The organism is Stenotrophomonas sp. SI-NJAU-1, assembly GCF_020883215.1.
In the GTDB taxonomy this organism is placed as follows: Bacteria; Pseudomonadota; Gammaproteobacteria; order Xanthomonadales; family Xanthomonadaceae; genus Stenotrophomonas; species Stenotrophomonas indicatrix.
Map to the genome: position 1 here is coordinate 340,229 of NZ_CP086598.1, position 22,272 is coordinate 362,500.

Below are 22,272 nucleotides of genomic sequence, written 5' to 3' on the forward strand. Positions count from 1 at the left end.
GAGGCCTGCTGTGAGAATGAGCGGCGGAATCGCCCATTTTAGCGCAGATGCCGGCCTCAACGCTGACCGGGACCTGCCTGCCAGGGCACGTGTCGCGGCCTGCTGCTGGGGGCTCATCCGACCAGGCGCGTCTGAAGCGGCGGCAGAAGGCCCCGTTCAGCAAACGAAACCGGACGCCCCTCGCCGACCACGAAGTGGTCCAGCAGGCGGATGTCGACCAGTGCCAGCGCCCGTTGCAGCTCCTCGGTGATCTGCGCGTCGGCGGCCGAGGGTTCCGGGTCGCCGGAGGGATGGTTATGGCTGAGGATGACTGCGGCGGCGTTGTGCAGCAAGGCTCTGCGCACTACTTCGCGGGGATAGACGGGGGCCGCGTTGATGGTGCCGGCGAACAGTTCCTCGCAGGCGATCAGACGGTGGCGGTTGTCCAGGAACAGGACCACGAACAGTTCCCGTGCCTGCCCACGCAGACGGTGCTGCAGGTAACGGCCGACGGCGGCAGGGTTGTTGCCCACCGCTTCGCCCTGCTGCAGTTCAGCGGCCAGGTAGCGGTGGGCCAGTTCCAGCCCTGCGGCCAGCGTGCAGCTGCGAGCCGGCCCCAACCCAGGGAGTTTCGATAGTTCGCGCGCAGGACGGTCCAGCAGCACCCGCAGTGGACCGTGGGCGAGCAGCAGGTCGCGCGCGGTCTGTACTGCATCCCGGCCGCCAATGCCGGAACCCAGGAACAGGGCCAGCAGTTCGGCGTCGGACAGTGAGGTGGGACCCCTGGCCAGCAGCTTCTCGCGGGGGCGCTCTTCTTCGGGCCATTCATGGATGGGCATGGCGCCCATCATGGCGCTCATCGTTGATCGGGCCCATAAGCCCTTACCGCACCTGCGGGTCGGTCAAGCCCTCAGCCGCGCCGGGTCTGCAGGTAGTCGTAGAGTTCCTGGTTGGTCCGCAGGCCCAGCTTGCGCATGGCTTCGGCCTTCTGCCGGCTGATCGTCTTCGGACTGCGTCCACTGCGGTCGGCGATGGCATTGATGTTCAGGCCGTCGGTCAACAGCTGCAGCACTTCAAGTTCGCGCGCCGACAATGCGGCCGGTGGGTGGGGAAACAGCAGGTCGCGGGCCTGCAGGTGGCGCCGCAGCTGGTCGGAAACGAATACCTGCCCGGCCATGGCGGCATGCAGAGCCTGGGGTAGTTCGGCGAAGTCGGCGCCCTTGTCGACCAGGCCGTGTACGCCATCGCGCAGCAGGCCATCGAGCAACCCCGGGTGCCTGGCCCCGGTCAGCACGACCACGGGCAGGTCGGGATGGTGTTGGCGCAGCTCGGCCAGCAGTTCGGGCCCATCCGGGCCGGGGCCGGGCATGGACAGGTCGGTGAGTACGGCATGGCAGGGCTGCCGCACCAGCAGCTGCAGCAGTCCGGCACCGTCTGCTGCGGTACCGGCCACGTCCATCTGGTGACGCTCAAGCACGATTCGGATGCCGTGCAGGACGACCGGATGGTCGTCGGCAATGATGATGCGCGGTTGCACGGGGAACTCCTCGAAAATCGAACGGCACACCTGGGTGGCCAGCGACGATTCTGCAAAGCGGGGACGCGCAGAGGTATAGGAAAGTTCCGAATCGGCGCGCAGCAAATCCGGAAAACGCCCTGGGCCCTTGCCCATGTGCTGATAGCCGCCGGCTATGTGCTGCGTGCACCGGGAGGTTGCTGGCCTTCGGGTAAGCTAACGCCCTCGTTTGCACAGGAATTCCAGGTGGCTGATTCTCCCAACGCTTCCCCGACGCGGATCCGCGCGCTGGAAGGCCAGAAACTGCTCTTGTGTGTCGGTGGCGGGATTGCGGCCTACAAGGCCCTGGAGCTGGTTCGACGCCTGCGTGATGCCGGTGCGCTGGTGCAGGTGGCGATGACGGCCGGCGCCCAGCAGTTCGTCACCCCACTCAGCTTCCAGGCCCTTTCCGGACAGCCGACCCGCACCACGTTGTGGGACAGCGCCGCCGAACAGGCCATGGGCCACATTGAACTGGCACGCTGGGCCGATCGCATCGTGATCGCGCCGGGTACCGCCGACCTGCTGGCCCGCCTGGCCCAGGGCCACGCCGACGATCTGGTCAGCACCTTGTGCCTGGCCAGCACCGCACCGCTGACTGTGTGCCCGGCGATGAACCATCGGATGTGGCTGCATCCGGCCACCCAGGCCAATATCGCCCTGCTGCGCCAGCGTGGCGCACAGGTGATCGGTCCGGTCGATGGGCCGCTGGCCGAAGGCGAGTCCGGCCCCGGTCGTCTGGCCGAGCCGGCCGACATCGTCGCCGCCCTGGCCGCCAACGGCACTGCTGCTGCCGCTGCTGCGGCGCCGGAGACGCGCGCCCTGCAGGGCCTGCGGCTGTTGATCAGCGCCGGCCCGACCTATGAGGACATCGACCCGGTGCGTTACGTGGGCAACCGCAGCAGCGGCAAGATGGGATACGCCCTGGCCGCCGCTGCCGCCGGGCTGGGTGCCCAGGTGGTACTGGTCAGCGGCCCGGTGCAGCTGCCGACGCCGCCCGGCGTGCAGCGCATCGATGTGCGCTCTGCCGCGCAGATGCGTGACGCGGTACTGGCTGCGTTGCCGGCCGACATCTACATCGGTGCTGCCGCCGTTTCCGATTACACCCCGCGCCAGGTTGCCCCGCAGAAGCTGAAGAAGACCGCCGACAGCCAGTCCCTGGTGATCGAGCTGGTGCGCACCCCGGACATCCTGGCCGAGGTTGCCGCGCAGACGCAGTCGTTGAAGCTGGTGGTCGGCTTTGCCGCCGAGACCCACGACGTGGAGAAATATGCGCGCGGCAAGCTGGTCGACAAGCGCCTGGACCTGGTGATCGCCAACCAGGTGGGCATCAGCGGCGGTGGTTTCGAAAGCGACAACAATGCCGCCACGGCCTTCTGGCAGGATGGCGAACAGGTATTCCCGGCTACTTCCAAGCGTGAGCTGGCCGAACAACTGCTGGCGCTGATCGCGCGGAGGCTTCAGGCATGACCCAGGCAAGCACCCCCCAGGGGTTCTCCCCGCAACCGTTGCAGGTCAAGCTGCTCGACCCGCGCTTCGGCGACAGCTGGCCGCTGCCGGCCTATGCCACCGAAGCCAGCGCCGGCATGGACCTGCGCGCGGCGCTGGAAACCGCGCTGACCCTGCAGCCGGGCGATACCGCACTGGTCCCCAGCGGCCTGGCCATCCATATCGCCGATCCGCACCTGTGTGCGGTGATCCTGCCGCGTTCGGGCCTGGGCCACCGCCATGGCATCGTGCTCGGCAACGGCACCGGCCTGATCGACGCCGATTACCAGGGGCCGCTGCTGATCAGCGTCTGGAACCGTGGCCGCGAGGCCTTCACCATCGAACCGGGTGATCGCATCGCCCAGCTGGTGGTCGTGCCGATTGCGCGCGTCAGCCTGCAGGTGGTGGATACTTTCACCGACAGCGTGCGGGGAACGGGTGGATTCGGCCATACCGGGGTGCGTTGACAGGGGACATCGATGAGCGGCATCGGGGAAGCACAGCGGGGCAAGACGTTGGGGCGCAGCGCGCCATTGCTGGGCGTGCTGCTGGTACTGCTGGCGGCCTGGTTCGGCTGGAGCGCGGTACAGCAGTGGCGGCAGGTGGCCAGCGGGGACGCGCTGGAACAGGCGCGCGACCAGGCTGTGCAGGGGCTGCAGCAGGCTGCCTCCGGCCAGTTGCAGCAGCTGCAGCAGCAGTTGAAGGGCGACCGCGTGCAGCAGGCGCTGCAGGCCGGTGATGCCGCCGGCGCCGCGTTGGCGTTGCGGGAAAGCTGGACCGGCGTCGAGCAGGTGGAGGTGCTGGGCGCTGACCTGGCCGCAGGCTATGCCGATGCGGCCACCTTTGGATACGCACGCCTGGCCCTGCTGGAATCGGCGCTGGCCGACGGCAAGGCAAGCCTGCGCGTGGTCCGCGATGGCGGCGGCAACCGCCTGGGTCTGGCCGCACCGGTGCAGCTTGCCGGTGTCGGACCGGCGGTGGTCTATGTCCGCCAGCCGCTGCTGCGGTTGACTGCGCCGCTGGACCAGGTACAGGCCCCCGGCAATGGCTTCCTGGCGCTGCGCCAGGGGACGCACAACATCGTGGTACAGGGTGATACCGGCCTGTCCGAGAGCGCCGAAGCAATGGCGCGCCCGGTGGCGGGAACGCCGTTGCGGCTGGCCGCCGGAGTGCCCAATGTGGAACCCGGCCCGCTGGGGCTGGGAGCCCTGGCCAGCGCGATTGTCGCGCTGCTGCTGGCCTTCATCGCGGTACTGCTGGTGGTGGGTCGTGGCCGGCTGCCGAAGTCGCTGCCGCTGCCCAGCCGGCGCAGCGCGGTGGCCGACGCCGATCACGGCCCGACCCTGCGCGAAAGCCTGCAGATGGTCCCGCCAACTGTGCCCGGCGAGACGGTGGCCGAGGCTGCGCCACCTCCGCCGCCACCGGTTCCGGCCGACGAGCTGGCTGCAGGCATCTTCCGCGCCTACGACATCCGCGGCGTCGTGGGCAGCGAGCTGACCGCGCGCACCGCCGCGCTGATCGGCCAGGCCATCGGCACGGTCGCCCTTGAGCAGGGCCTCCGCGAGGTGGTGATCGGTCGCGATGGGCGCTTGTCCGGCCCCGAACTGTCGGCCGGTCTTGCCGAAGGCCTGCGGCGTGCCGGCTGTGCGGTCATCGATATCGGCCTGGCGCCGACCCCGGTGGTGTATTTCGCCGCCTTCCACCTGCGCACCGGTACCTGTGTAGCGGTCACCGGCAGCCACAATCCGCCGGACTACAACGGTTTCAAGATCGTCATCGGCGGTGAGACCCTGTCCGGCGACGCGATCACCGACCTCTACCAGCGCATTGTTGAAGGTCGTCTGGTGCAGGCTGTGGAACCGGGGGATTACCAACAGCGCGAGGTCGCCGCCGATTACATCCAGCGTATTGCCGATGACGTGCAGCTGGACCGCCCACTGAAAGTGGTGGCCGACGCGGGCAACGGCGTGGCCGGTGCCTTCGCCCCGCAGCTGCTGGAAGCGATCGGCGCAGAAGTCATCCCGTTGTACTGCGATGTCGACGGCACCTTCCCCAACCATCACCCCGATCCCAGCGAGCCGGCCAACCTGGAAGACCTGGTGCAGACGGTCAAGCGCTTTGGCGCCGACCTCGGCGTGGCGTTCGATGGTGATGGCGATCGCCTTGGCGTGGTCACCAGTGAAGGCAAGGTCATCTACGCCGACCGTCTGCTGATGCTGTTCGCCGCCGACGTGCTGATGCGCAACCCGGGCGCGATGGTGATCTACGACGTGAAGTGCACCGGCAGGTTGTCCGATCACGTGCTGCGCAACGGCGGCAGCCCGTTGATGTGGAAGACCGGGCACTCGCTGATGAAGGCGAAGATGCGCGAGACCGACGCCGAACTGGCGGGCGAGATGAGCGGCCACTTCTTCTTCAAGGAACGCTGGTTTGGCTTTGACGATGGCCTGTACGCCGCTGCACGCCTGCTGGAGATCCTCGCCCAGCGCGAGGAAACGCCGGACGAAGTGCTGGCCGAACTGCCGGAAATGGTGGCGACGCCGGAGCTGAAGGTGCCGGTGGCCGAGGGCACCCCGCACGCGCTGGTGGCGATGCTGGTGGCCGCCGCGCAGTCGCCGGACAACCCGTATGTCGGCGGGCGCCTGTCGACCATCGACGGCCTGCGGGTGGACTTTGCCGACGGCTGGGGCCTGGTTCGCGCGTCCAACACCACGCCGGTGCTGGTGCTGCGTTTCGAAGGCAACGACGAAGCGGCACTGGAGCGCATCCAGGCGCTGTTCCGCAGCCAGCTGCAGCCGGTGCTGGGCGACACCCCGCTGGGATTCTGAGGTGAGGCCGGGCTGCGCCCGGCACCCGCGGTAGTGCCGGCCGCTGGCCGGCAACCTCAACAGCAACAGCGGGCACTCCGTGGGTTGGTGGAGTGGTGTCGGAGTGCGGGGACGCCGCAAGTACGTCCTTGTAGGCTTGGCAGCCGCATCCATGCGGCTGACACCCCGCACTCCGACACCGCCCCACCTCTGACAGATTCCGATGGCTGTTGGTAGGTGTCGACCTTGGTCGACACAGTAGATCCACGCCACGCGTGGAGGCTCTTCCGAATTCGCTTTGGTGGGTGCCGACCGTGGGTCGGCACGCCTCACCCCTTGAACCGCAGCCCCACACCCGGTTCGGTGAACAGGTAGCGTGAATCCAGCGCCGAGTCGCCCAGCTTGTGCCGCAGCTTGCCGACCAGGATGCGCAGGTAGTGGGTGTCGTGCTGGTGGGTGGGCCCCCAGATTTCCTGCAGGATCTGTGGCTGGGTGACCACCCGCCCGGCATTGCGCAGCAGCAGCGACAGCAATGCGTACTCCTTGCGGGTCAATGCCACCAGCTCGCCATCGATCGCCACTTCACGGCGAACCAGATCCACGTGCAGGTGGCCATCGTCGAACACCGGCGGCGTGCCATCGGTCGGCACGCTGCGCGTGCGCAGCAGCGCCCGCACCCGTGCCATCAGCTCCTGGGTGCCGAAGGGCTTGGTCACATAGTCGTTGGCGCCATTGTCCAGCGCACGCACCTTCTCGGTTTCGCCGGCACGCACGGTCAGCATGATCACCGGCACCTGGCTCCACTGCCTCAGCTGCTCCAGTACCTCGTGGCCTTCCATGTCCGGCAGGCCGATGTCCAGGATCACCAGGTCCATGTCCTCGCTGGCGGCCATCTGCAGGCCTTCCTGGCCGGTGGCGGCCTGGCGCACCTGGTAGCCCTGGGCGCGCAGGCTGATGTCCAGGAACCGGCGGATCTGGGTTTCATCGTCGATCACCAGCACGCGCGGGGCCGGCGCGCTGGCATCAGTCGGGGTCGGACTCATCGTGGGAGGCTGGCTTGAGCAGGGGCAGGGTAATGCGGATCAGGGTACCGCGACCGTCGCGCCCGGGCAGCGCCTGCACGCTGCCGCCGTGTGCGCCGATCATCCCCTGGCAGATGGTCAGGCCCAGGCCGGTGCCGTGGCGGCCGCGGTCGCCGCGTTCGACGCTGTAGAACATGTCGAAGATGCGCGCGCGCTCTTCGTCGGGAATGCCGGGGCCGGCATCGATCACGTCGATGCGCAGCTGACCGTCCAGTTCTCGTGCCTGCACCTGCACGGCGGCATCGGCTGGCGAGAACTTGGCGGCGTTCTCCATCACGTTGAACACCGCCTGTTCCACCAGTGCCGGATGCACCCAGATCGGTGCCAGCGTTGACGGAATGTCCAGCTCCAGCCGTACCTTCGGCTGGTAGCGCTGCAGGCGACGGGCCGCCGAACCGATCAGCTCGTCCACGCCTATCCAGTCGCGATTGATCTTCAGGCCCTCGTGGCCCAGCCGGGTCATGTCCAACAGGTTCTGGATGTAGCGGTCCAAGCGCTCGCCTTCGATCAGGATGGTGTCCAGCAGGGCGCGGCGGTCGGCCAGATCCATCGCCGCACCGTAGCTGGCCAGGCTGTCGGCCGAGCCGATCATCGCTGCCAGCGGCGAACGCAGGTCGTGCGACACCGAGGAAAGCAGGGCAGAGCGCAGCCGCTCGGTCTCGTTGCTCACATGCGCCTGTTCCAGCTCGGCCACCAGGCGCGTGCGCAACGCCGCCTGGGCGATGTCGTCGACCATTGCTTCGGCCAGCTGGCGCTGTTCGGGCAGCAGCCGCGCCTGCGCACCGGGCAGGTACAGGCCAGCCACGCCGATCGCACGGTCTTCGCCGTCCAGCAGCGGCAGGAACCACCATTGCGCGCCGGCCAGGGTATCGGTGAAGCGGCCACTGGGCTGGCCATGGCGCAGGGCCCAGTCGGCTGCCGCCAGATCGGTATCACCGGGCAGGCTGCGGCCACCGGTCGCGGTATCGGCGCCGATCCGCAGCCAGGCCGGTACGTCCATGGCCTGTTCCAGCGCATGCCGGCCTGCCTGCGCCACTTCACCGTTGCCGGCCGCACTGGCCAGCTGACGGCCCAGCTGCTGGCGTGCGCGCGCATGGCGGTTGGCCGCGCGCAGGGCGATCACCTGCATGCGCAGGCGCGACGCCAGGCGTCCGGCCACCAGCGCCGCCGCCAGGAACAGGAACACGGTGATCACGCCCTGCCGCGCGCCGATGGCGAAGGTGAAGCGCGGCGCGATGAACAGGAAGTTGTAAGCGAGAAAACACAGGATCGCCGCCATCACCGCGACACTGGCGCGGGTTCGTGCGGCCACCAGCACCACCGCCACGATGAATACCATCGACAGGTCCGCCATGCCCACCCAGCGTTCGACCAGCCACGCCACCGCGCAGGCAAGGGCGGTGGCGATCAGGGCCTGCAACGGCTCGTGGCTGACCCCGCGCATCGGTGGCAGCAGCCCCTCTCGACGGGAACGCGCACGCGCCTGCGGCGTGCTGATGATGGTGATCTCGTAGTGCGCGCCGCGCTGGATCAGCTGCTGGGTCAGGGTGCGGTTGAACATCCGCGCCAGCGGCCGTTCGCGGGTACGCCCCAGCACCAGTGTCGATACGCCGTTGTGCGCGGCGTGGTCGAGCAACGCATCGGCAATGCTTGAGCCGTGCAGCAGCTCGGCTTCGCCGCCCAGGCGGCGGGCCAGCGCGAACGCAGCATCGATCTCGCGCCGGGTCGCTTCGTCCTGGCGGCGCCCCTGCACCGTCACCACCGTCCACGGTGCATCGCGGCGTTCGGCGATGCGCCGTGCCACCCGCACCAGGTATTCGCTCTGGCCACCGCCATCGATGGCCACCAGCACGCCACGCCGCAACGGCAGATTGCTCTCGCCGCGCGCGGCGCGGGCTTCGCGCAGGCTGCTGTCGACACGGTCGGCGGCCTCCTGCATCGCCAGCTCGCGCAATGCAGTCAGGTTGGCCGGCGAGAAGAACGCCTGCAGGGCCTGCGCGGCCTGCTCGGGCACGTACACCTTGCCCTGCTGCAGGCGCGCGATCAGTTCGCGCGGCGGCAGGTCGACCAGCACGATGTCATGCAGGCGGTCGAGCACGCCATCGGGCACGGTCTCGCTGACACGCACGCCGGTGATGCGCATCACCACATCGTTGAGGCTTTCCAGATGCTGGATGTTGACCGTGGTCCAGACGTCGATGCCGGCGTCCAGCAGTTCCATCACGTCCTGCCAGCGCCGTTCGTGGCGGCTGCCCGGCGCATTGCGATGGGCCAGCTCGTCCACCAGCACCAGTGCGGGTTTCCTCGCCAGCACGGCGTCCAGGTCCATTTCCTGCAGGTCGTGGCCATGGTAGGCCACGTCCTTCAGCGGCAGCCGCGGCAGGCCTTCCAGCAGGGCCTGGGTATCGGCACGGCCGTGGGTTTCCACCAGCCCGACCACCAGGTCCACGCCACGGCGCAGCTGTTCCTGCGCGCGGGTCAGCATGGCGTAGGTCTTGCCGACGCCGGGCGCAGCGCCCAGGAACACGGTGAGCTTGCCACCGGCTTCGCGTTGCAGTCCTTCCACCAGGGCGTTGGCCTGGCGGGTCCGCAGATCAGTCATGGGAGCCGCTGTCATGGCCGCCATTGTGCGCGCAGCTGCATCACGGCGCGCGTGCCGCGTGGTCCAGTGCGAAGTTCAGCGTCACCACGTTCACCCGCGGCTGGCCGAATACGCCCCATTGCCGGCCCTGCGTGTTGGCCTTCACCAGCGCCTGCACCTGCTCGACGGGCAGGCCACGCGCACGCGCCACCCGGGCCACCTGCAGCTGCGCTGCCGCCGGCGACAACTGCGGATCCAGGCCGCCGCCGGACTGGGTGACCAGATCGGCAGGCACCTGCGCGGGCGTTACGCCTTCGCGCGCGGCCACTGCTGCGGTGCTCGCCGCCACACGCTCGGCCAGCGCCGGGTTGCTGCGGGCCAGGTTGGAGCCGGCCGCCGCCATCGGGTCGTAGTTGGCGGCCGACGGTCGCGCCTGGAAGTAGCCATCGCCGGTGAACGGCTGCGACAGCCATGCCGACGCACGCACCTGGCCGCTGCCATCGCGCAGCAGGCTGCCTTCGGCCTGCGCCGGGAAGGACAGGCCGGCAAAACCGGTGGCGATGCCGGCGTAGACCGCACCGGCCAGCAGCAGGGTGGCCACGCCCAGGCCGATGGCCGGGCGCCAGCTGGCGCCATCCTGCAGCGTGGCCACGCGCGCCTCGCGCTTCAGCCCGCGGGAAAGGGAAGGGGAGTCAGAACGGTTCATGCGCCGAATACCAGGACAAGAAGGAGGTCGATCAACTTGATCGCCGCGAACGGCAGCAGCACGCCACCCAGGCCGTACACCAGCATGTTCCGGCGCAGCAGCGCCGTTGCGGTGGCCGGGCGGAAGCGCACACCACGCAACGCCAGCGGGATCAGGGCGGGAATCACCAGGGCGTTGAAGATCAGCGCCGCCAGCACCGCGTTGCGCGGGCTCGACAGCTGCATCACGTTCAGCGCGGCCATCGCAGGCACGGTGGCGGCAAACAACGCCGGCAGGATCGCGAAGTACTTGGAAACATCGTTGGCCAGTGAGAACGTGGTCAGCGCGCCGCGGGTGATCAGCTGCTGCTTGCCCACCTCCACCACCGCCAGCAGCTTGGCCGGGTCCGAATCCAGATCGACCATGTTGCCGGCTTCCTTGGCCGCCTGCGTACCCGAATTCATCGCCAGGCCGATGTCGGCCTGGGCCAGCGCCGGCGCATCGTTGGTACCGTCGCCGACCATCGCCACCAGGCGGCCACCGGCCTGCTCGGCACGGATGCGGGCCAGCTTGTCCTCGGGCCGTGCCTCGGCGATGTAGTCATCCACGCCGGCTTCGGCAGCGATCGCAGCAGCCGTCAGCGGGTTGTCGCCGGTGATCATCACCGTACGGATGCCCATCGCACGCAGCTGTGCGAACTTCTCGCGCATGCCGTGCTTGACCACGTCCGACAGCTCGATCACGCCCAGCACATGGCGACCCTCGGCCACCACCAGCGGCGTGGCACCGTTGCGAGCGACCTGGTCCACGCGCCCGGCCAGTTCGGCCGGTACGGTGCCGCCGAGTGCCTGCACATGGGCGCGGATCGCATCGGCAGCGCCCTTGCGGATCTGCCGGCCGTGCACCAGGTCGACACCGGACATGCGGGTCTGCGCACTGAAGGCCAGGTAATCGGCCTGGTCCGGCTCGGCAGTGGTGCAGCCCTGCTCGCGGGCCAGGCGCACGATCGACTTGCCTTCCGGGGTCGGGTCGGCCAGCGATGACAGCAGCGCCGCCTCACGCAGCTGGTCGGCGTCGATTCCGGCCAGTGCGTGGAAGTGGCTGGCCTGGCGGTCGCCGTAGGTGATGGTGCCGGTCTTGTCGAGCAGCAGCACGTCGACGTCACCGGCCACTTCCACCGCCTTGCCCGACTTGGCCAGCACGTTGGCCGCCAGCGCGCGGTTCATGCCGGCGATGCCGATGGCCGGCAGCAGGCCACCGATGGTGGTCGGGATCAGGCACACCAGCAGCGCGATCAGCAGCAGCGGATCCACTTTGACGCCCACCGACGCACCGATCGCCGGCAGCGTCGCCACCACCACCAGGAAGGTCAGCGTCATCGCCGCCAGCAGCAGGGTCAGCGCGATTTCATTCGGGGTCTTCTGCCGGTTGGCGCCTTCCACCAGCGCGATCATGCGGTCCAGGAAGCTGTGTCCCGGCTCGGCAGTGATGCGTACGACGATCTGGTCGGACAGCACCTTGGTGCCGCCGATCACGCCGGAGCGATCAGTACCCGCCTCGCGCAGCACCGGTGCCGACTCGCCGGTCACCGCCGCTTCGTTGATGGTGGCCAGGCCCTGCACGATCTCGCCATCGGCCGGCACCAGCTCGCCGGCACTGACGATCACATGGTCACCGGGGCGCAGTTCCGCGGCGGGCACGTGGGTCTCGCCTGCGCCGGCCTGCGCCGATGCAAGGCGACGCGCCACCAGGTCCTGGCGGGCGCGGCGCAGCGAGGCGGCCTGGCCACGGCCACGTGCTTCGGCCACGGCCTCGGCGAAATTGCCGAACAGCACGGTGACCAGCAGGATCGCGGTCACCGCCAGGCCGAAGCCCAGTGGTGCATTGCCGGTCAGGGTGATGATCGCGGCGACGATCGTGCCGGCCATCACCACCGCCATCACCGGGCTGCGCACCAGATGCATCGGCGACAGCTTGCGTACGGCCTCGATGAGCGCGCGGCGCAGGCCGGCGGCATCGAGCAGGGCCGGGCGTGAAGCCACGGAAGAGGAACGGTTTGCGGTTGCGTGACTACTCATGGGGTGTCCTCAGTGCAGTCCCAGGCTCAGGTGGTCGGCGATCGGGCCGAGTACCAGCGCCGGCATGAACTGCAGCACGGTCAGGATGACGATCACCGAGACCAGGGTCAGGGCGAACGTCGGGGTTTCGATCTGCAGGCTGCCGGCCGATTCAGGGGCCTGCCGCTTGGCGGCCAGCTGCGCGGCCACCACCAGCGGGATGATCAGCAGCGGGAAGCGGCCGAGCAGCAGCACCAGCGAGCAGCTCAGGTTCCACCACGGCGTGGCGTCACCCAGCCCCTCGAAGCCCGAGCCATTGTTGGCGTAGGCCGAGACGTACTCGTAGAACACCTGGCTGATGCCATGGAAGCCGGGATTGGAGGTGCCCGCCAGACCGGGCACGGCCAGCGTGATCGCGGTGAACAGCAGCAGGGTGATCGGCTGCAGCAGCACCAGCAGGGCCAGCAGGCGCACCTGCGGCGTTTCCAGCTTGCGGCCGAACAGTTCCGGTGTACGGCCGGTCATCAGCCCGGCCAGGAACACACCCAGCAGCAGGTACACGATGAACTGCTGGAGGCCGCAGCCGATGCCGCCCCAGATCGCGCTGACCAGCATGTTGACCATCGCCAGGCCGCCAGACAGCGGGCTCAGCGAATCGTGCATGCCGTTGACCGAACCGTTGGAGACCTGGGTGGTCACCGCCGCCCACAGCGCGGTGCCATCGGCGCCGAAGCGTACTTCCTTGCCTTCCATCAGCAGCGGCGTGGCCGCGCTGGCGCTATGGCCCTCGCTCCATACCATCGCACCGGTGGACAGCAGCGACATGCCGAGCATGCAGCTGAACACCAGCGCGCCGAAACGACGGCGCCCGGTGAACGCGCCGATCATGAAGATCACCGCCATCGGCACCAGCAGGATGCCGATCACCTCCAGCATGTTCGACACCGGGGTCGGGTTCTCCAGCGGGAAGCTGCTGTTCGGGCCATACCAGCCGCCACCATTGGCACCCAACTGTTTGGCCGCGACCATCGCCGCAACCGGGCCCAGCGGCAGCTTCTGCTGCGCCATGCCGGCACTGGCATCGATCGGCGTGGCCTGCGGGCCACCAGCCATCGTGGAGGGCACGCCCTGGCTGGTCAGCAGCAGCGCCCAGACCAGGCACAGCGGCAGCAGGAAGCGCACGCACAGGCGCACGACGTCGGCGTAGTAATTGCCCACCGCCACCTGGCGGTCATCGCCCGCGGCAGGCGCGGTGACCGATTTCGGCGCACGCGAGAACAACGCACGCAGCGTGGCCACGGCCAGCGCCAGGCCCATCATCGGCGTCACTACCTGCAGGCCGGTGATGCCGGTCATCTGCGAGAAGTAGGACAGCTGTGCCTGGCCGGAATAGTGCTGCTGGTTGGTGTTGGTCAGGAACGAGATCATCGTGTGCAGCGCCGTATCCCAGCGCATGTTCGGGATCTGGTCCGGATTCAACGGCAACCACGCCTGGGTCATGAACACGGCCTGGGTCAGCACCGCGATCACCACGTTGCTGAGCACGAATGCCAGCACGTAGCCCCGCCAGGACATCGAACGTGACGGATCAACGCCGAGCACCCTGTACAACGGCTTTTCGATCCAGTGGAACAGCACGTCGACCTTCATCGGCGTGCCGCGCATTACCCGGGCCAGATACAGGCCCAGGGGCCAGGCCAGCAGCAGGCTGGCGGCAAGAATGGCAAGAATTTCAGTCATGGCAGGCTCCGCTCAGAACGACTCGGGCCGCAGCACGACATAAAGAAGATAGGCGGCGGCAACCAGCACCAGCACGCCACACAGCAACGACAGCCAGGGGGACATGGAATTGAGACCTGGTGGAACCCCTCCACCTCAGGCCGCCATCGTCGTCCCCGCCCCCATAAACGCACTACGCGCCGGACAGGGCCGACGCATAAAAAGTGCATAAATTTCGGGGGCCAGGCCGTAACCCGGCATGCGGTAGCACCGGGCCATGCCCGGCGAGCAGCGCGCCGTTCAACCCGCCGGGGGCTGTGCCGGCACGTCCACCGGCGCCAATCCCTTCAGCTGCCGATAGCGCTGCAGGCTGCTTTCGATTTCGACCTTCAATGCCTGCTGCTGCTGTTCGAAACTGGCCAGTAGCCGTTGCTGCGACTGCAGCTGCGCATGGCGCTGGCCGATCGCCTGGGCCTGCTTGTCGGCCACCTTGGCGCCGGCCAGTTCGCGGTCACCGGCGGCGGCAAGCAAGGCCACCAGCGATTCGCGCAGGCTGGCCACGTTGTACTGGGCGGTCTTGAGGTTGTTGTCGAGCACCTCCTGGCGCTCGGCGAACACGCGCCGCAGCGCGTTCTCATCACCGTAGGTGGTCAGCATCGCCTGTTCGGTGCGCTGCCGGGTCTGCTCGGCCATCTGGTCCAGCTCGGCCTGCGCTGCCGCCGTGCTGGCGGCAGCGCGTTCCTCATCGCTCAACGCGCGCTGCACCTGCGCATTGCGCAGGCCGCTGTTGGCGCTGAACTCATCACGGGCGTGGTTGACCGCATCGGCCGGCAGCGCGTCGCTGCAGATCCGTTCTTTGCCCTCGTTCCAGCAGTACAGCTTCTTGTCTGCGGCCTTGCTCCTGGACTGTGCCAGCAGCGTCTGCGGCATCACCAGCAGCAGGCTGGCAGCAACGATGGCAGGAACTCGGAACATGCGACCTTCCCCCCTGGTGGTCAGCGCGTGGAACGGACGCCGTACTGGGCGCGATAGGCCTCCAGCGGCTGCCGGTAGCCTACAAGTTCCGGATTTCCGGACGCGAAATCAAGCAGGTCGGCCAGCGTCGCCACGGCGATCACCGGGATGCCGGCTTCTTCGGCCACGGCCTGTGCGGCGGAGCGATGGTCGCTGTCCGAGGCGATTTCCTGGCGGTCCAGGGCCACCACGATGCCGGCCGGAATGCCGCCGGCAGCGCGGATGATCGCCAGCGCCTCGCGGATGGCGGTGCCGGCGGTGATCACGTCGTCGACGATCAGCACGCGCTTGCCGGTCATGTCGGCGCCGATCAACTGGCCGCCTTCACCATGGTCCTTCACTTCCTTCCGGTTGAACGACAGCGGCAGGTCGCGGCCCCGCTGGGCCAGCTCGCAGGCCATCGCGGTGGCCAGCGGAATGCCCTTGTAGGCCGGGCCGAACACCACGTCGTACTTGATCCCGGTGGCGTCGATGGCGTCGGAATAGCACGCCCCCAGCTGCGACAGCAGGGAACCGGAGTCGAAACGGCCGGCGTTGAAGAAATAGGGGCTCAGCCGGCCGGACTTGAGGGTGAACTGGCCGAAGCGCAGGGCATCGGCGGTCAGGGCCAGCTGCAGGAAACGGTGACGGTGGTCGCTCATCAAAACTCGATTCATCTTCATTTGGAGCGCAAATCCTAATCCAGCTGGGCTTTCCGCGCTCGTCCGGCGCCTTCACGCGGGTCTCCGGGGTGGCCCCTGCGGGCTGCTCAGTCCGGCAGGCAACCGGTATGCTTGCCCGGTTTCCCGCCGTAGGTTCTTCCGCATGCGCATCATCAGCTTCAACGCCAATGGCATCCGCTCGGCCGCCACCAAGGGCTTCCTCGACTGGTTCCGTGGCCAGGACGCCGACGTACTCTGCATCCAGGAGACCAAGGCCCAGGAAGACCAGCTGACCGACCCGATGTTCCGCCCGGACGGCCACCATTGCTTCTACCGCGATGCCATTACCAAGAAGGGTTACAGCGGTGTGGCGATCTACAGCAGGCGCGAACCGGACCAGGTCATCACCTCGCTGGGCTGGGCGCCGTTCGACGATGAAGGCCGTTACATCGAGGCCCGCTTCGGCAACCTCAGCGTGGTCTCCTTCTATATCCCGTCCGGCAGTTCGGGCGACCTGCGCCAGGGATTCAAGTTCGAAGTGATGGAATGGCTGCGACCGATCCTCGAGGAATGGGCGCGCAGCGGCCGCGACTACGTGCTGTGCGGCGACTGGAACATCGTCCGCTCGGCGCTGGACATCAAGAACTGGAAGTCCAACCAGAAGAACTCCGGTTGCCTGCCCGAGGAACGCGACTGGCTCAATGCGCTGTGTGCCGACCATGGCCAGGCCACCGATGTGGGCGCAGGTCGCGGCTGGGCCGATGCCTACCGCCTGCTCAACCCGACCGGCGAGGACTACACCTGGTGGAGCAACCGTGGCGCCGCCCGCGCCAACAACGTTGGTTGGCGCATCGACTACCAGTTCATCACCCCGGGCCTGCGTGACCGCCTGCGCAGCTGCTCGATCTACCGCGACCAGCGCTTCTCCGACCACGCGCCGTTCATCGTGGACTACGACCTGTGACCGAGGCTGCCAAGCCGCGCCGATCCTGGCGGCAGGTGCTGGCCAACCTGCGCCAGCGCAAGGTGCTGGCGATGCTGCTGCTGGGCTTCAGTTCGGGGCTTCCGATCTACCTGGTGGGCAACACGCTTGGCTTCTGGATGCGCAAGGAAGGCATCGAGCTGAGCACCATCGGCTTCCTGTCGTGGGTGGGCCTGGCCTACACGATGAAGTTCCTGTGGGCGCCGATCATCGACAAGGCCGACGTGCCACTGTTCGGTCGGCTGGGGCGTCGTCGTGGCTGGATGCTGCTGTCGCAGATCGTCGCCGCGGTGGGCCTGGTCGGCATGGCGTTGATCCAGCCCAAGGGCGGCCAGTTGCTGCTGCTGGGAATCGCCTGGGAACATGTGGTGGTCTTCGGCGCGATGGCCGTGGTGGTGGCCTTCGCCTCGGCCACCCAGGACATCGTGATCGACGCCTGGCGCATCGAGAGCGCAGACAACAGTGAACAGCTTGGCCTGCTGACTTCATCGTCGGCGCTGGGCTATCGCACAGCGCTGCTGGTCACCGATGCCCTGATCCTGATCATCGCCGCCCGCGTCGGCTGGCAGGTGTCCTATGAGCTGATGGCCGCGCTGATGGCACTGGGCGTGGTGGCGGTGGTCATGGCCCGCGAGCCGGCCCGCGAGATCCAGGCAGTGCAGGCGCAGGCCGCCTCGTTGTGGACGCCGCGCGGCCTGTTCGATGCAGTGGTCGGCCCGTTCGTGGCGTTCGTACGCGAACATCGCAGCGGCGCGATCCTGATCCTGGTGGCGATCAGCGTCTACCGCATGGCCGACTTCGTCATGGGGCCGATGGCCAATCCGTTCTACGTCGATCTCGGACTGGACGAGGACACCGTGGGCGCTGTGCGTGGTTCGGTCGGCCTGGTGGCCACCTTCATCGGCATCGCCGCTGCTGGCCTGGTGTCCGTGCGCTGGGGCGTGCTGGCAGCGCTGTTGGCTGGCGCCGTGCTTGGCCCGGCCTCCAACCTCGCCTTCGCCTGGCTGGCCTGTTCGGGGCCGGACACCACCCACTTTGCTGTCGCAATGGCGATCGACAATTTCGCCAGCGGTTTCGCAGGTACCGCGTTGATCGCCTACATGTCGAGCTTGACCAGCATCGGCTATACCGCCACCCAGTACGCCCTGCTCAGCTCGTTCTACGCGATGCCCGGCAAGGCGCTGAAGGGCTTTTCCGGCTGGTCGGTCCAGACCCTGGCACAGGGCCGCACGCTGCTGGAAGGCTACGCGCTGTTCTTCATCGGTACTGCCCTGGTGGCGATCCCGGTGGTGATCCTGTGCGCGATGCTGATTCTGCAGCAGCGCCGGCGCGCCGTGACCTGACAGTTGCCGGCGCCCCCGGCGTGCGGGATGATCGCCCCGACGCGCCGAGGGGGCGGTGCCTTGCGAACGGGGAAGTGAGCATGGCCGACGTAGTGCTGCGGGACCTGGACCCGCTGCTGCTGGAACGCATCAAACGGGTCTCGGTGGCCCGTGGCTGGACCCACGAACAGACCTGCGCGGTCCTGCTGGAGCAGGGCCTGTTCAACAGTGAACTGGAGGTCCGCTCCGGCTTCGGCGATCCCGAAGTCGACGCGCTTTCCGACGCGATCGCCGCACTACAGGCGCTTCCCGCCGGCCAGGGCTTCGATTGATCTGATGTCGGGTCGCCGGGCATGGCCCGGCGCTACCGTGCGCCGCCGACGGGTAGCGCCGGGCCATGCCCGGCGGATGGCGTCACCTCACGCCGGATGGATCGCCCCGAGAATCCGCGGCCCCGTCGCCCCGGTCACGCTCGGCAGGTTGCCCGGCAGCCCGTCCATCGTCCGCTGCGCCAGCCAGGCAAACCCCATCGCCTCCACATACTCCGGATCCAGCCCGTGCAGAGCCGTGGACTCGACCACCACGCCCGGCAACCGCGCCGCCAGCCGCCGCATCAACTGCGTATTGCGAACGCCACCGCCGCACACCAGCACCCGCCGGGTGTGCGGCTGCTGGGCCAGCAGCGCATCAACCACCGTGGCCGCGGTCAGCTCCAGCAGTGTCGCCTGCACATCGGCGGCGGCGAACTGGCCTTCCTCCATGTGTGCCTCGGCCCACGGCAGGTGGAACTGCTCGCGCCCGGTGCTCTTGGGCGGCGGCAACGCGAACCACGGATCCGCGCGCCAGCCGGCCAGCAGGCTGTCATCCACCGCACCGCTGGCTGCGTAGGCGCCGTCAGCATCGAAGCTGCGCCCGGTATGGCGTTGGCACCAGGCATCCATCAGCGCATTGGCCGGGCCGGTATCGAAGCCACGCACCACGCCTTCGCGCGGAATCAGGGTCAGGTTGGCGATCCCGCCCAGGTTCAGCACCGCACGGTCCTCATCGGCCGCACCCAGCATGTCCAGGTGGAAAGCCGGCATCAGCGGCGCCCCATGGCCGCCGGCGGCAACGTCACGGCGGCGGAAATCGCACACGGTGGTGATGCCGGTCAGTTCGGCGATGCGGTTGCCGTCGCCCAGCTGCACGGTGAAAGCCGGGTCGGCCAACGGTCGATGGCGCACCGTCTGCCCGTGCGAGCCGATGGCCCGTACCTGCGCACGGTCGACACCGGCTTCTTCCAGCAGCTGGTTGGCGGCGGCGGCGAAGCTGATCGCAATCCGCGCGTCCAGTTCGCCCAGCTCCTCAATCGACTGCAGCGGGCCGCCCTCGCCGAGGGCCACCAGCCGTGCGCGCAGTACCGGTTCCCAGCGGGCAGTCAGCCCATGCACGAAGCGGCATCCCCCGTCGGCCGGGAACTGCACCAGCGCGGCATCGATGCCGTCAGCGCTGGTGCCCGACATCAGGCCCAGGTAGAGGGGAAGGGACGGATCGGCAGTGGTGTTCATGGCGGGCATAAAAAAAGGACACGGCAAGCTTGTGCTGCCGTGTCCTCCTTCGTCAACGCAGGCCTCAGCCGCGCTTGCGGCCTGCCGGCGCCTTGTCCTTGGCGCTGGCCACCTCGGTGCTCGCGCTTTCGGCGGCCGGCGCGGGGCTGGCGTCGGCGTAGATCAGCTTCTCCATGCCCTGGATGCGGGCCATCGCCGGCGCAGTCTGCGCCCGGAAGGCCACCAGCTCGGCGCCCTTCAACGGCTCCGGCGGCGGCATGGTCACCGTCAGCGGGTTGCGGTGCTCGCCATTGACCCGGAATTCGTAGTGCAGGTGCGGGCCGGTGGCCAGGCCGGTCGAGCCGACGTAGCCGATCACCGTGCCCTGGGCCACGCGTTGGCCATTCTTGATCCCGGCAAAGCGCGACATGTGGCCGTACAGGGTGGTGTGGCCACGGCCGTGGTCGAGGATCACCACGTTGCCATAACCGCGCTGCACGCCGACAAACTGCACCCGTGCATCGCCGGCGGCCATGATCGGGGTACCGGTGCGCGCGGCGTAGTCCACGCCCTTGTGCATGCGCATCTTGCCCAGCACCGGGTGCTTGCGCGCGCCGAAGGTCGAACTCAGCCGCGCGAACGGGATCGGCATGCGGATGAAGCTCTTCTTCAGCGAACGACCATTGATGTCGTAGTACTCGGACTTGCCGTTGCGGTCGAAGCGGAAGCCGGAATAGGTCTTGCCGCCGGTGGTGAAGGTCGCCGCCAGGATCTTGCTGGTATCGACCTTCTCGCCCTCGCGCCAGGTCTCATCCATCACCACGCTGAAGCGGTCACCCGGCTGCAGGTCCTTGGAGAAGTCGATGTCGTACTTGAAGATGTCGTCGGTCATCGTCGCGATCGCCGACGGTGACAGTCCGGCGCGGCGCGCGGCCGCATACAGCGAACTGGTGATCTCGCCGCTGGTGACCACCGTGCGCGTGGATGTCTCGCGCTTGGTCACCGTTTCCTTGATGTCATCACCGATCAGGCTCAGTTCGACCCGGTTGTCGGCATCGCGGTCGAAGCGGATGCTGCGCAGGTCACCGGACAGCGGCATGTCGAAGGCGATCTCGGCACCCGGGCGCAGCTTGGTCAGCGATTCGCGCGCACCCGGATGGTCCAGCACCCGGTGCAGGGTGGTGGCGGAGATGCCGGCCTTGTCGAACAGGTCGCTCAGCGTCTGCCCGCGCTGCACCCGCAGCACCTGCCAGCTGTCGCCGGGAATCTGCTGCTGGCGCGCCATTGCCAACGGCGGCAGCGGCAGCACCAGACTGGTGTGGCTGTCGGCGTAGGGTGCATCGATGGTGTGCGAGAAGCCCGGCACGATCGTGGCCACCAGCGCACCGATGGTCACAAACAGGCTGGCGTGCATCCAATGACGCCGCGTCCAGCGCTCATTGAACGCAGCGGGAAGGTGTTGCCTCAGCTTCCGGTGCAGGGCGTTGTCGTGCAGGACGTGGAGTCGTTCCTGGAAGCGCTGCTTGCGAGCGCGGCCTTGATCGGAATTGAGCATCAGATGTCGGTCTCTGGCTGACCCGGGAACGCGGGCCCAAACGCCGGTAACATAGACACCTAACAAATTCGCGTCAAACCCTTGTGCCTATTGGCTTTTGTGAAGCCGATCGGGTTAACTTCGCTTTAACACCCCACATAAGAAACGGCGTTGCCGGGAGTAGTCACGTGTCCTCGATTGAAGAAGCCCTTGCCCTGATCGGCCGCGGTGCCGACGAGATCCTCAAGCTCGAGGATCTGCGCGCGCGCCTGCAGGAAGGCCGCCCGCTGCGCATCAAGGCCGGCTTCGACCCCACCGCGCCTGACCTGCACCTGGGCCACACGGTGCTGCTGAACAAGATGCGTCAGTTCCAGGACCTCGGCCACCAGGTCATTTTCCTGATCGGCGACTTCACCGGCATGATCGGCGACCCCTCTGGCAAGAGCCTGACCCGCAAGCCGCTCAGCCGTGACGACGTGCTGGCCAACGCCCGTACCTACGAGGAGCAGGTGTTCAAGGTGCTGGACCGCAGCCGCACCGAGGTCCGCTTCAATTCGGAGTGGTTCGGCAAGATGAGCGCGGCCGACATGATCCGCCTGGCCGGCCAGCACACCGTGGCACGCATGCTCGAGCGCGACGACTTCGCCAAGCGCTATGCCGCCCAGCAGTCCATCGCCATCCACGAATTCCTGTACCCGCTGGTGCAGGGCTACGACTCGGTGGCCCTGGAAGCGGACGTCGAGCTGGGCGGTACCGACCAGAAGTTCAATCTGCTGATGGGCCGTGGCCTGCAGGAACACCACGGCCAGAAGCCGCAGGTGGTGCTGACCATGCCGCTGCTGGAAGGCCTGGACGGCGTCAACAAGATGTCCAAGTCGCTGGGCAACTACATCGGCATCAGCGAGCCGGCCATCGACATCGTCACCAAGACCATGAAGGTCGATGATGCCCTGATGTGGCGTTGGATCGAGCTGCTGTCCTTCGATATCAGCCAGGCCGAAGCGGCCTCCCTGCGCGAGCAGATCGCCGCCGGCCTGAATCCGCGCGTGGTCAAGCTGCGCCTGGCCCGTGAACTGGCTACCCGGTTCCACGATGCGGCAGCGGCCGAGCAGGCGATTGCCGGCTGGGAAGCGGCCGTTACCGGGCAGGGCGACATCACCCAGCTGCCGCTGCAGGATGTGGCCGTTCCGGCCGAGGGCCTGCGCATCGCGGCGCTGCTGACCGCCGCCGGCCTGACCCCGAGCAACTCCGAGGCCAACCGCAAGCTCAAGGAGCGTGCGGTGAAGGTGGACGGTGAAGT

19 protein-coding genes (1 of these 19 running past the window's edge) are annotated in these 22,272 nt (G+C 67.9%); 7 read left to right on the plus strand and 12 right to left on the minus strand.

Features of this window, described 5'->3' with window-relative positions; translation table 11 throughout:
- Nucleotides 1-113 precede the first annotated feature (113 nt).
- Together radC and LMF57_RS01560 are read right to left on the minus strand one after the other, a co-directional pair.
- On the minus strand, nucleotides 114-818 hold the full coding sequence (radC, locus tag LMF57_RS01555; protein WP_117311827.1) for a DNA repair protein RadC: 705 nt from the start codon (nucleotides 816-818) through the stop codon (nucleotides 114-116).
- 71 nt (nucleotides 819-889) lie between these two features.
- Entirely contained in the window at nucleotides 890-1,516 is a 627-nt protein-coding gene (locus tag LMF57_RS01560) for a response regulator transcription factor (RefSeq protein ID WP_117311828.1), read from the minus strand.
- A gap of 225 nt (nucleotides 1,517-1,741) precedes the next feature.
- Between LMF57_RS01560 and coaBC the strand changes: the two genes are divergently transcribed.
- From coaBC to LMF57_RS01575, 3 genes are read left to right on the plus strand one after another with little or no spacing between them, the layout of a single operon-like run.
- A complete protein-coding gene (gene coaBC, locus LMF57_RS01565; RefSeq protein ID WP_117309326.1) occupies nucleotides 1,742-3,004 on the plus strand; it encodes a bifunctional phosphopantothenoylcysteine decarboxylase/phosphopantothenate--cysteine ligase CoaBC in 1,263 nt (420 codons plus the stop codon).
- Nucleotides 3,001-3,489 carry a dUTP diphosphatase gene (dut, locus tag LMF57_RS01570; RefSeq protein WP_117309327.1) on the plus strand — a complete coding sequence of 163 codons (489 nt, stop codon included), beginning with the start codon at nucleotides 3,001-3,003 and terminating at the stop codon, nucleotides 3,487-3,489. Before coaBC ends, dut begins: the two co-directional genes overlap by 4 nt.
- A gap of 12 nt (nucleotides 3,490-3,501) precedes the next feature.
- Nucleotides 3,502-5,850, plus strand: a complete 2,349-nt coding sequence (locus LMF57_RS01575; protein WP_229290585.1) for a phosphomannomutase/phosphoglucomutase — start codon at nucleotides 3,502-3,504, stop codon at nucleotides 5,848-5,850.
- 308 nt (nucleotides 5,851-6,158) lie between these two features.
- On the opposite strand, the gene LMF57_RS01580 is transcribed toward LMF57_RS01575, so the two are convergent.
- The 8 genes from LMF57_RS01580 to pyrE all read right to left on the minus strand — a co-directional run bounded on the left by LMF57_RS01580 (nucleotide 6,159) and on the right by pyrE (nucleotide 15,608).
- The gene (locus tag LMF57_RS01580) at nucleotides 6,159-6,872 is read right to left on the minus strand and encodes a response regulator transcription factor (RefSeq protein ID WP_025879418.1); all 714 of its coding nucleotides are present in this window, start codon (nucleotides 6,870-6,872) and stop codon (nucleotides 6,159-6,161) included.
- Nucleotides 6,853-9,513 (minus strand): sensor histidine kinase KdpD, encoded by a 2,661-nt coding sequence (locus LMF57_RS01585; protein WP_229290587.1) that lies wholly within the window; start codon nucleotides 9,511-9,513, stop codon nucleotides 6,853-6,855. Before LMF57_RS01585 ends, LMF57_RS01580 begins: the two co-directional genes overlap by 20 nt.
- Nucleotides 9,514-9,553: 40 nt before the next feature.
- Entirely contained in the window at nucleotides 9,554-10,198 is a 645-nt protein-coding gene (kdpC, locus tag LMF57_RS01590) for a potassium-transporting ATPase subunit KdpC (protein WP_229290590.1), read from the minus strand.
- Nucleotides 10,195-12,255 (minus strand): potassium-transporting ATPase subunit KdpB, encoded by a 2,061-nt coding sequence (gene kdpB, locus LMF57_RS01595; protein ID WP_208082406.1) that lies wholly within the window; start codon nucleotides 12,253-12,255, stop codon nucleotides 10,195-10,197. The genes kdpC and kdpB overlap by 4 nt, the downstream gene beginning before the upstream one ends.
- A gap of 9 nt (nucleotides 12,256-12,264) precedes the next feature.
- Nucleotides 12,265-13,974 (minus strand): potassium-transporting ATPase subunit KdpA, encoded by a 1,710-nt coding sequence (gene kdpA / locus LMF57_RS01600; RefSeq protein ID WP_208082407.1) that lies wholly within the window; start codon nucleotides 13,972-13,974, stop codon nucleotides 12,265-12,267.
- Between the two features lie 12 nt (nucleotides 13,975-13,986).
- On the minus strand, nucleotides 13,987-14,079 hold the full coding sequence (locus tag LMF57_RS01605; RefSeq protein ID WP_005407770.1) for a potassium-transporting ATPase subunit F: 93 nt from the start codon (nucleotides 14,077-14,079) through the stop codon (nucleotides 13,987-13,989).
- Between the two features lie 174 nt (nucleotides 14,080-14,253).
- Nucleotides 14,254-14,928: a hypothetical protein gene (locus LMF57_RS01610; protein ID WP_229290591.1), complete on the minus strand. Its 675-nt coding sequence runs from the start codon at nucleotides 14,926-14,928 to the stop codon at nucleotides 14,254-14,256.
- Between the two features lie 20 nt (nucleotides 14,929-14,948).
- Nucleotides 14,949-15,608: an orotate phosphoribosyltransferase gene (gene pyrE, locus LMF57_RS01615; RefSeq protein ID WP_025879424.1), complete on the minus strand. Its 660-nt coding sequence runs from the start codon at nucleotides 15,606-15,608 to the stop codon at nucleotides 14,949-14,951.
- Nucleotides 15,609-15,771: 163 nt separating this feature from the next.
- Between pyrE and LMF57_RS01620 the strand changes: the two genes are divergently transcribed.
- The 3 genes from LMF57_RS01620 (at nucleotide 15,772) to LMF57_RS01630 (ending at nucleotide 18,244) form a co-directional block, all read left to right on the plus strand.
- On the plus strand, nucleotides 15,772-16,572 hold the full coding sequence (locus LMF57_RS01620; protein ID WP_208082116.1) for an exodeoxyribonuclease III: 801 nt from the start codon (nucleotides 15,772-15,774) through the stop codon (nucleotides 16,570-16,572).
- Nucleotides 16,569-17,933, plus strand: a complete 1,365-nt coding sequence (locus tag LMF57_RS01625) for an MFS transporter (RefSeq protein WP_229290592.1) — start codon at nucleotides 16,569-16,571, stop codon at nucleotides 17,931-17,933. Before LMF57_RS01620 ends, LMF57_RS01625 begins: the two co-directional genes overlap by 4 nt.
- Nucleotides 17,934-18,013: 80 nt before the next feature.
- Entirely contained in the window at nucleotides 18,014-18,244 is a 231-nt protein-coding gene (locus LMF57_RS01630; RefSeq protein ID WP_117311829.1) for a hypothetical protein, read from the plus strand.
- 87 nt (nucleotides 18,245-18,331) lie between these two features.
- Here the strand turns inward: LMF57_RS01630 and LMF57_RS01635 are convergent, their stop codons facing one another.
- Together LMF57_RS01635 and LMF57_RS01640 are read right to left on the minus strand one after the other, a co-directional pair.
- On the minus strand, nucleotides 18,332-19,459 hold the full coding sequence (locus LMF57_RS01635) for an anhydro-N-acetylmuramic acid kinase (protein WP_117311830.1): 1,128 nt from the start codon (nucleotides 19,457-19,459) through the stop codon (nucleotides 18,332-18,334).
- Between the two features lie 64 nt (nucleotides 19,460-19,523).
- Entirely contained in the window at nucleotides 19,524-20,993 is a 1,470-nt protein-coding gene (locus tag LMF57_RS01640) for a peptidoglycan DD-metalloendopeptidase family protein (protein ID WP_229290593.1), read from the minus strand.
- Nucleotides 20,994-21,160: 167 nt separating this feature from the next.
- On the opposite strand from LMF57_RS01640, the gene tyrS reads away from it, so the two are divergent.
- Nucleotides 21,161-22,272, plus strand: the 5' portion of a protein-coding gene (gene tyrS, locus LMF57_RS01645) for a tyrosine--tRNA ligase (RefSeq protein WP_117309336.1). Its footprint extends 97 nt past the window's final position; the window shows 1,112 of its 1,209 coding nt (coding positions 1-1,112); it begins with the start codon at nucleotides 21,161-21,163; its stop codon lies beyond the right edge, outside the window.

Bases quoted from the DNA above. Each gene is read 5' to 3' on its own strand.
- kdpB (WP_208082406.1), bottom strand. From the start codon at position 12,255: ATGAGTAGTCACGCAACCGCAAACCGTTCCTCTTCCGTGGCTTCACGC.
- kdpA (WP_208082407.1), bottom strand. From the start codon at position 13,974: ATGACTGAAATTCTTGCCATTCTTGCCGCCAGCCTGCTGCTGGCCTGG.
- LMF57_RS01620 (WP_208082116.1), top strand. From the start codon at position 15,772: ATGCGCATCATCAGCTTCAACGCCAATGGCATCCGCTCGGCCGCCACC.
- LMF57_RS01580 (WP_025879418.1), bottom strand. From the start codon at position 6,872: ATGAGTCCGACCCCGACTGATGCCAGCGCGCCGGCCCCGCGCGTGCTG.
- radC (WP_117311827.1), bottom strand. From the start codon at position 818: ATGCCCATCCATGAATGGCCCGAAGAAGAGCGCCCCCGCGAGAAGCTG.
- LMF57_RS01605 (WP_005407770.1), bottom strand. From the start codon at position 14,079: ATGTCCCCCTGGCTGTCGTTGCTGTGTGGCGTGCTGGTGCTGGTTGCC.
- pyrE (WP_025879424.1), bottom strand. From the start codon at position 15,608: ATGAGCGACCACCGTCACCGTTTCCTGCAGCTGGCCCTGACCGCCGAT.
- LMF57_RS01640 (WP_229290593.1), bottom strand. From the start codon at position 20,993: ATGCTCAATTCCGATCAAGGCCGCGCTCGCAAGCAGCGCTTCCAGGAA.
- dut (WP_117309327.1), top strand. From the start codon at position 3,001: ATGACCCAGGCAAGCACCCCCCAGGGGTTCTCCCCGCAACCGTTGCAG.
- LMF57_RS01610 (WP_229290591.1), bottom strand. From the start codon at position 14,928: ATGTTCCGAGTTCCTGCCATCGTTGCTGCCAGCCTGCTGCTGGTGATG.
- LMF57_RS01575 (WP_229290585.1), top strand. From the start codon at position 3,502: ATGAGCGGCATCGGGGAAGCACAGCGGGGCAAGACGTTGGGGCGCAGC.
- kdpC (WP_229290590.1), bottom strand. From the start codon at position 10,198: ATGAACCGTTCTGACTCCCCTTCCCTTTCCCGCGGGCTGAAGCGCGAG.
- LMF57_RS01630 (WP_117311829.1), top strand. From the start codon at position 18,014: ATGGCCGACGTAGTGCTGCGGGACCTGGACCCGCTGCTGCTGGAACGC.
- LMF57_RS01635 (WP_117311830.1), bottom strand. From the start codon at position 19,459: ATGAACACCACTGCCGATCCGTCCCTTCCCCTCTACCTGGGCCTGATG.
- LMF57_RS01585 (WP_229290587.1), bottom strand. From the start codon at position 9,513: ATGACTGATCTGCGGACCCGCCAGGCCAACGCCCTGGTGGAAGGACTG.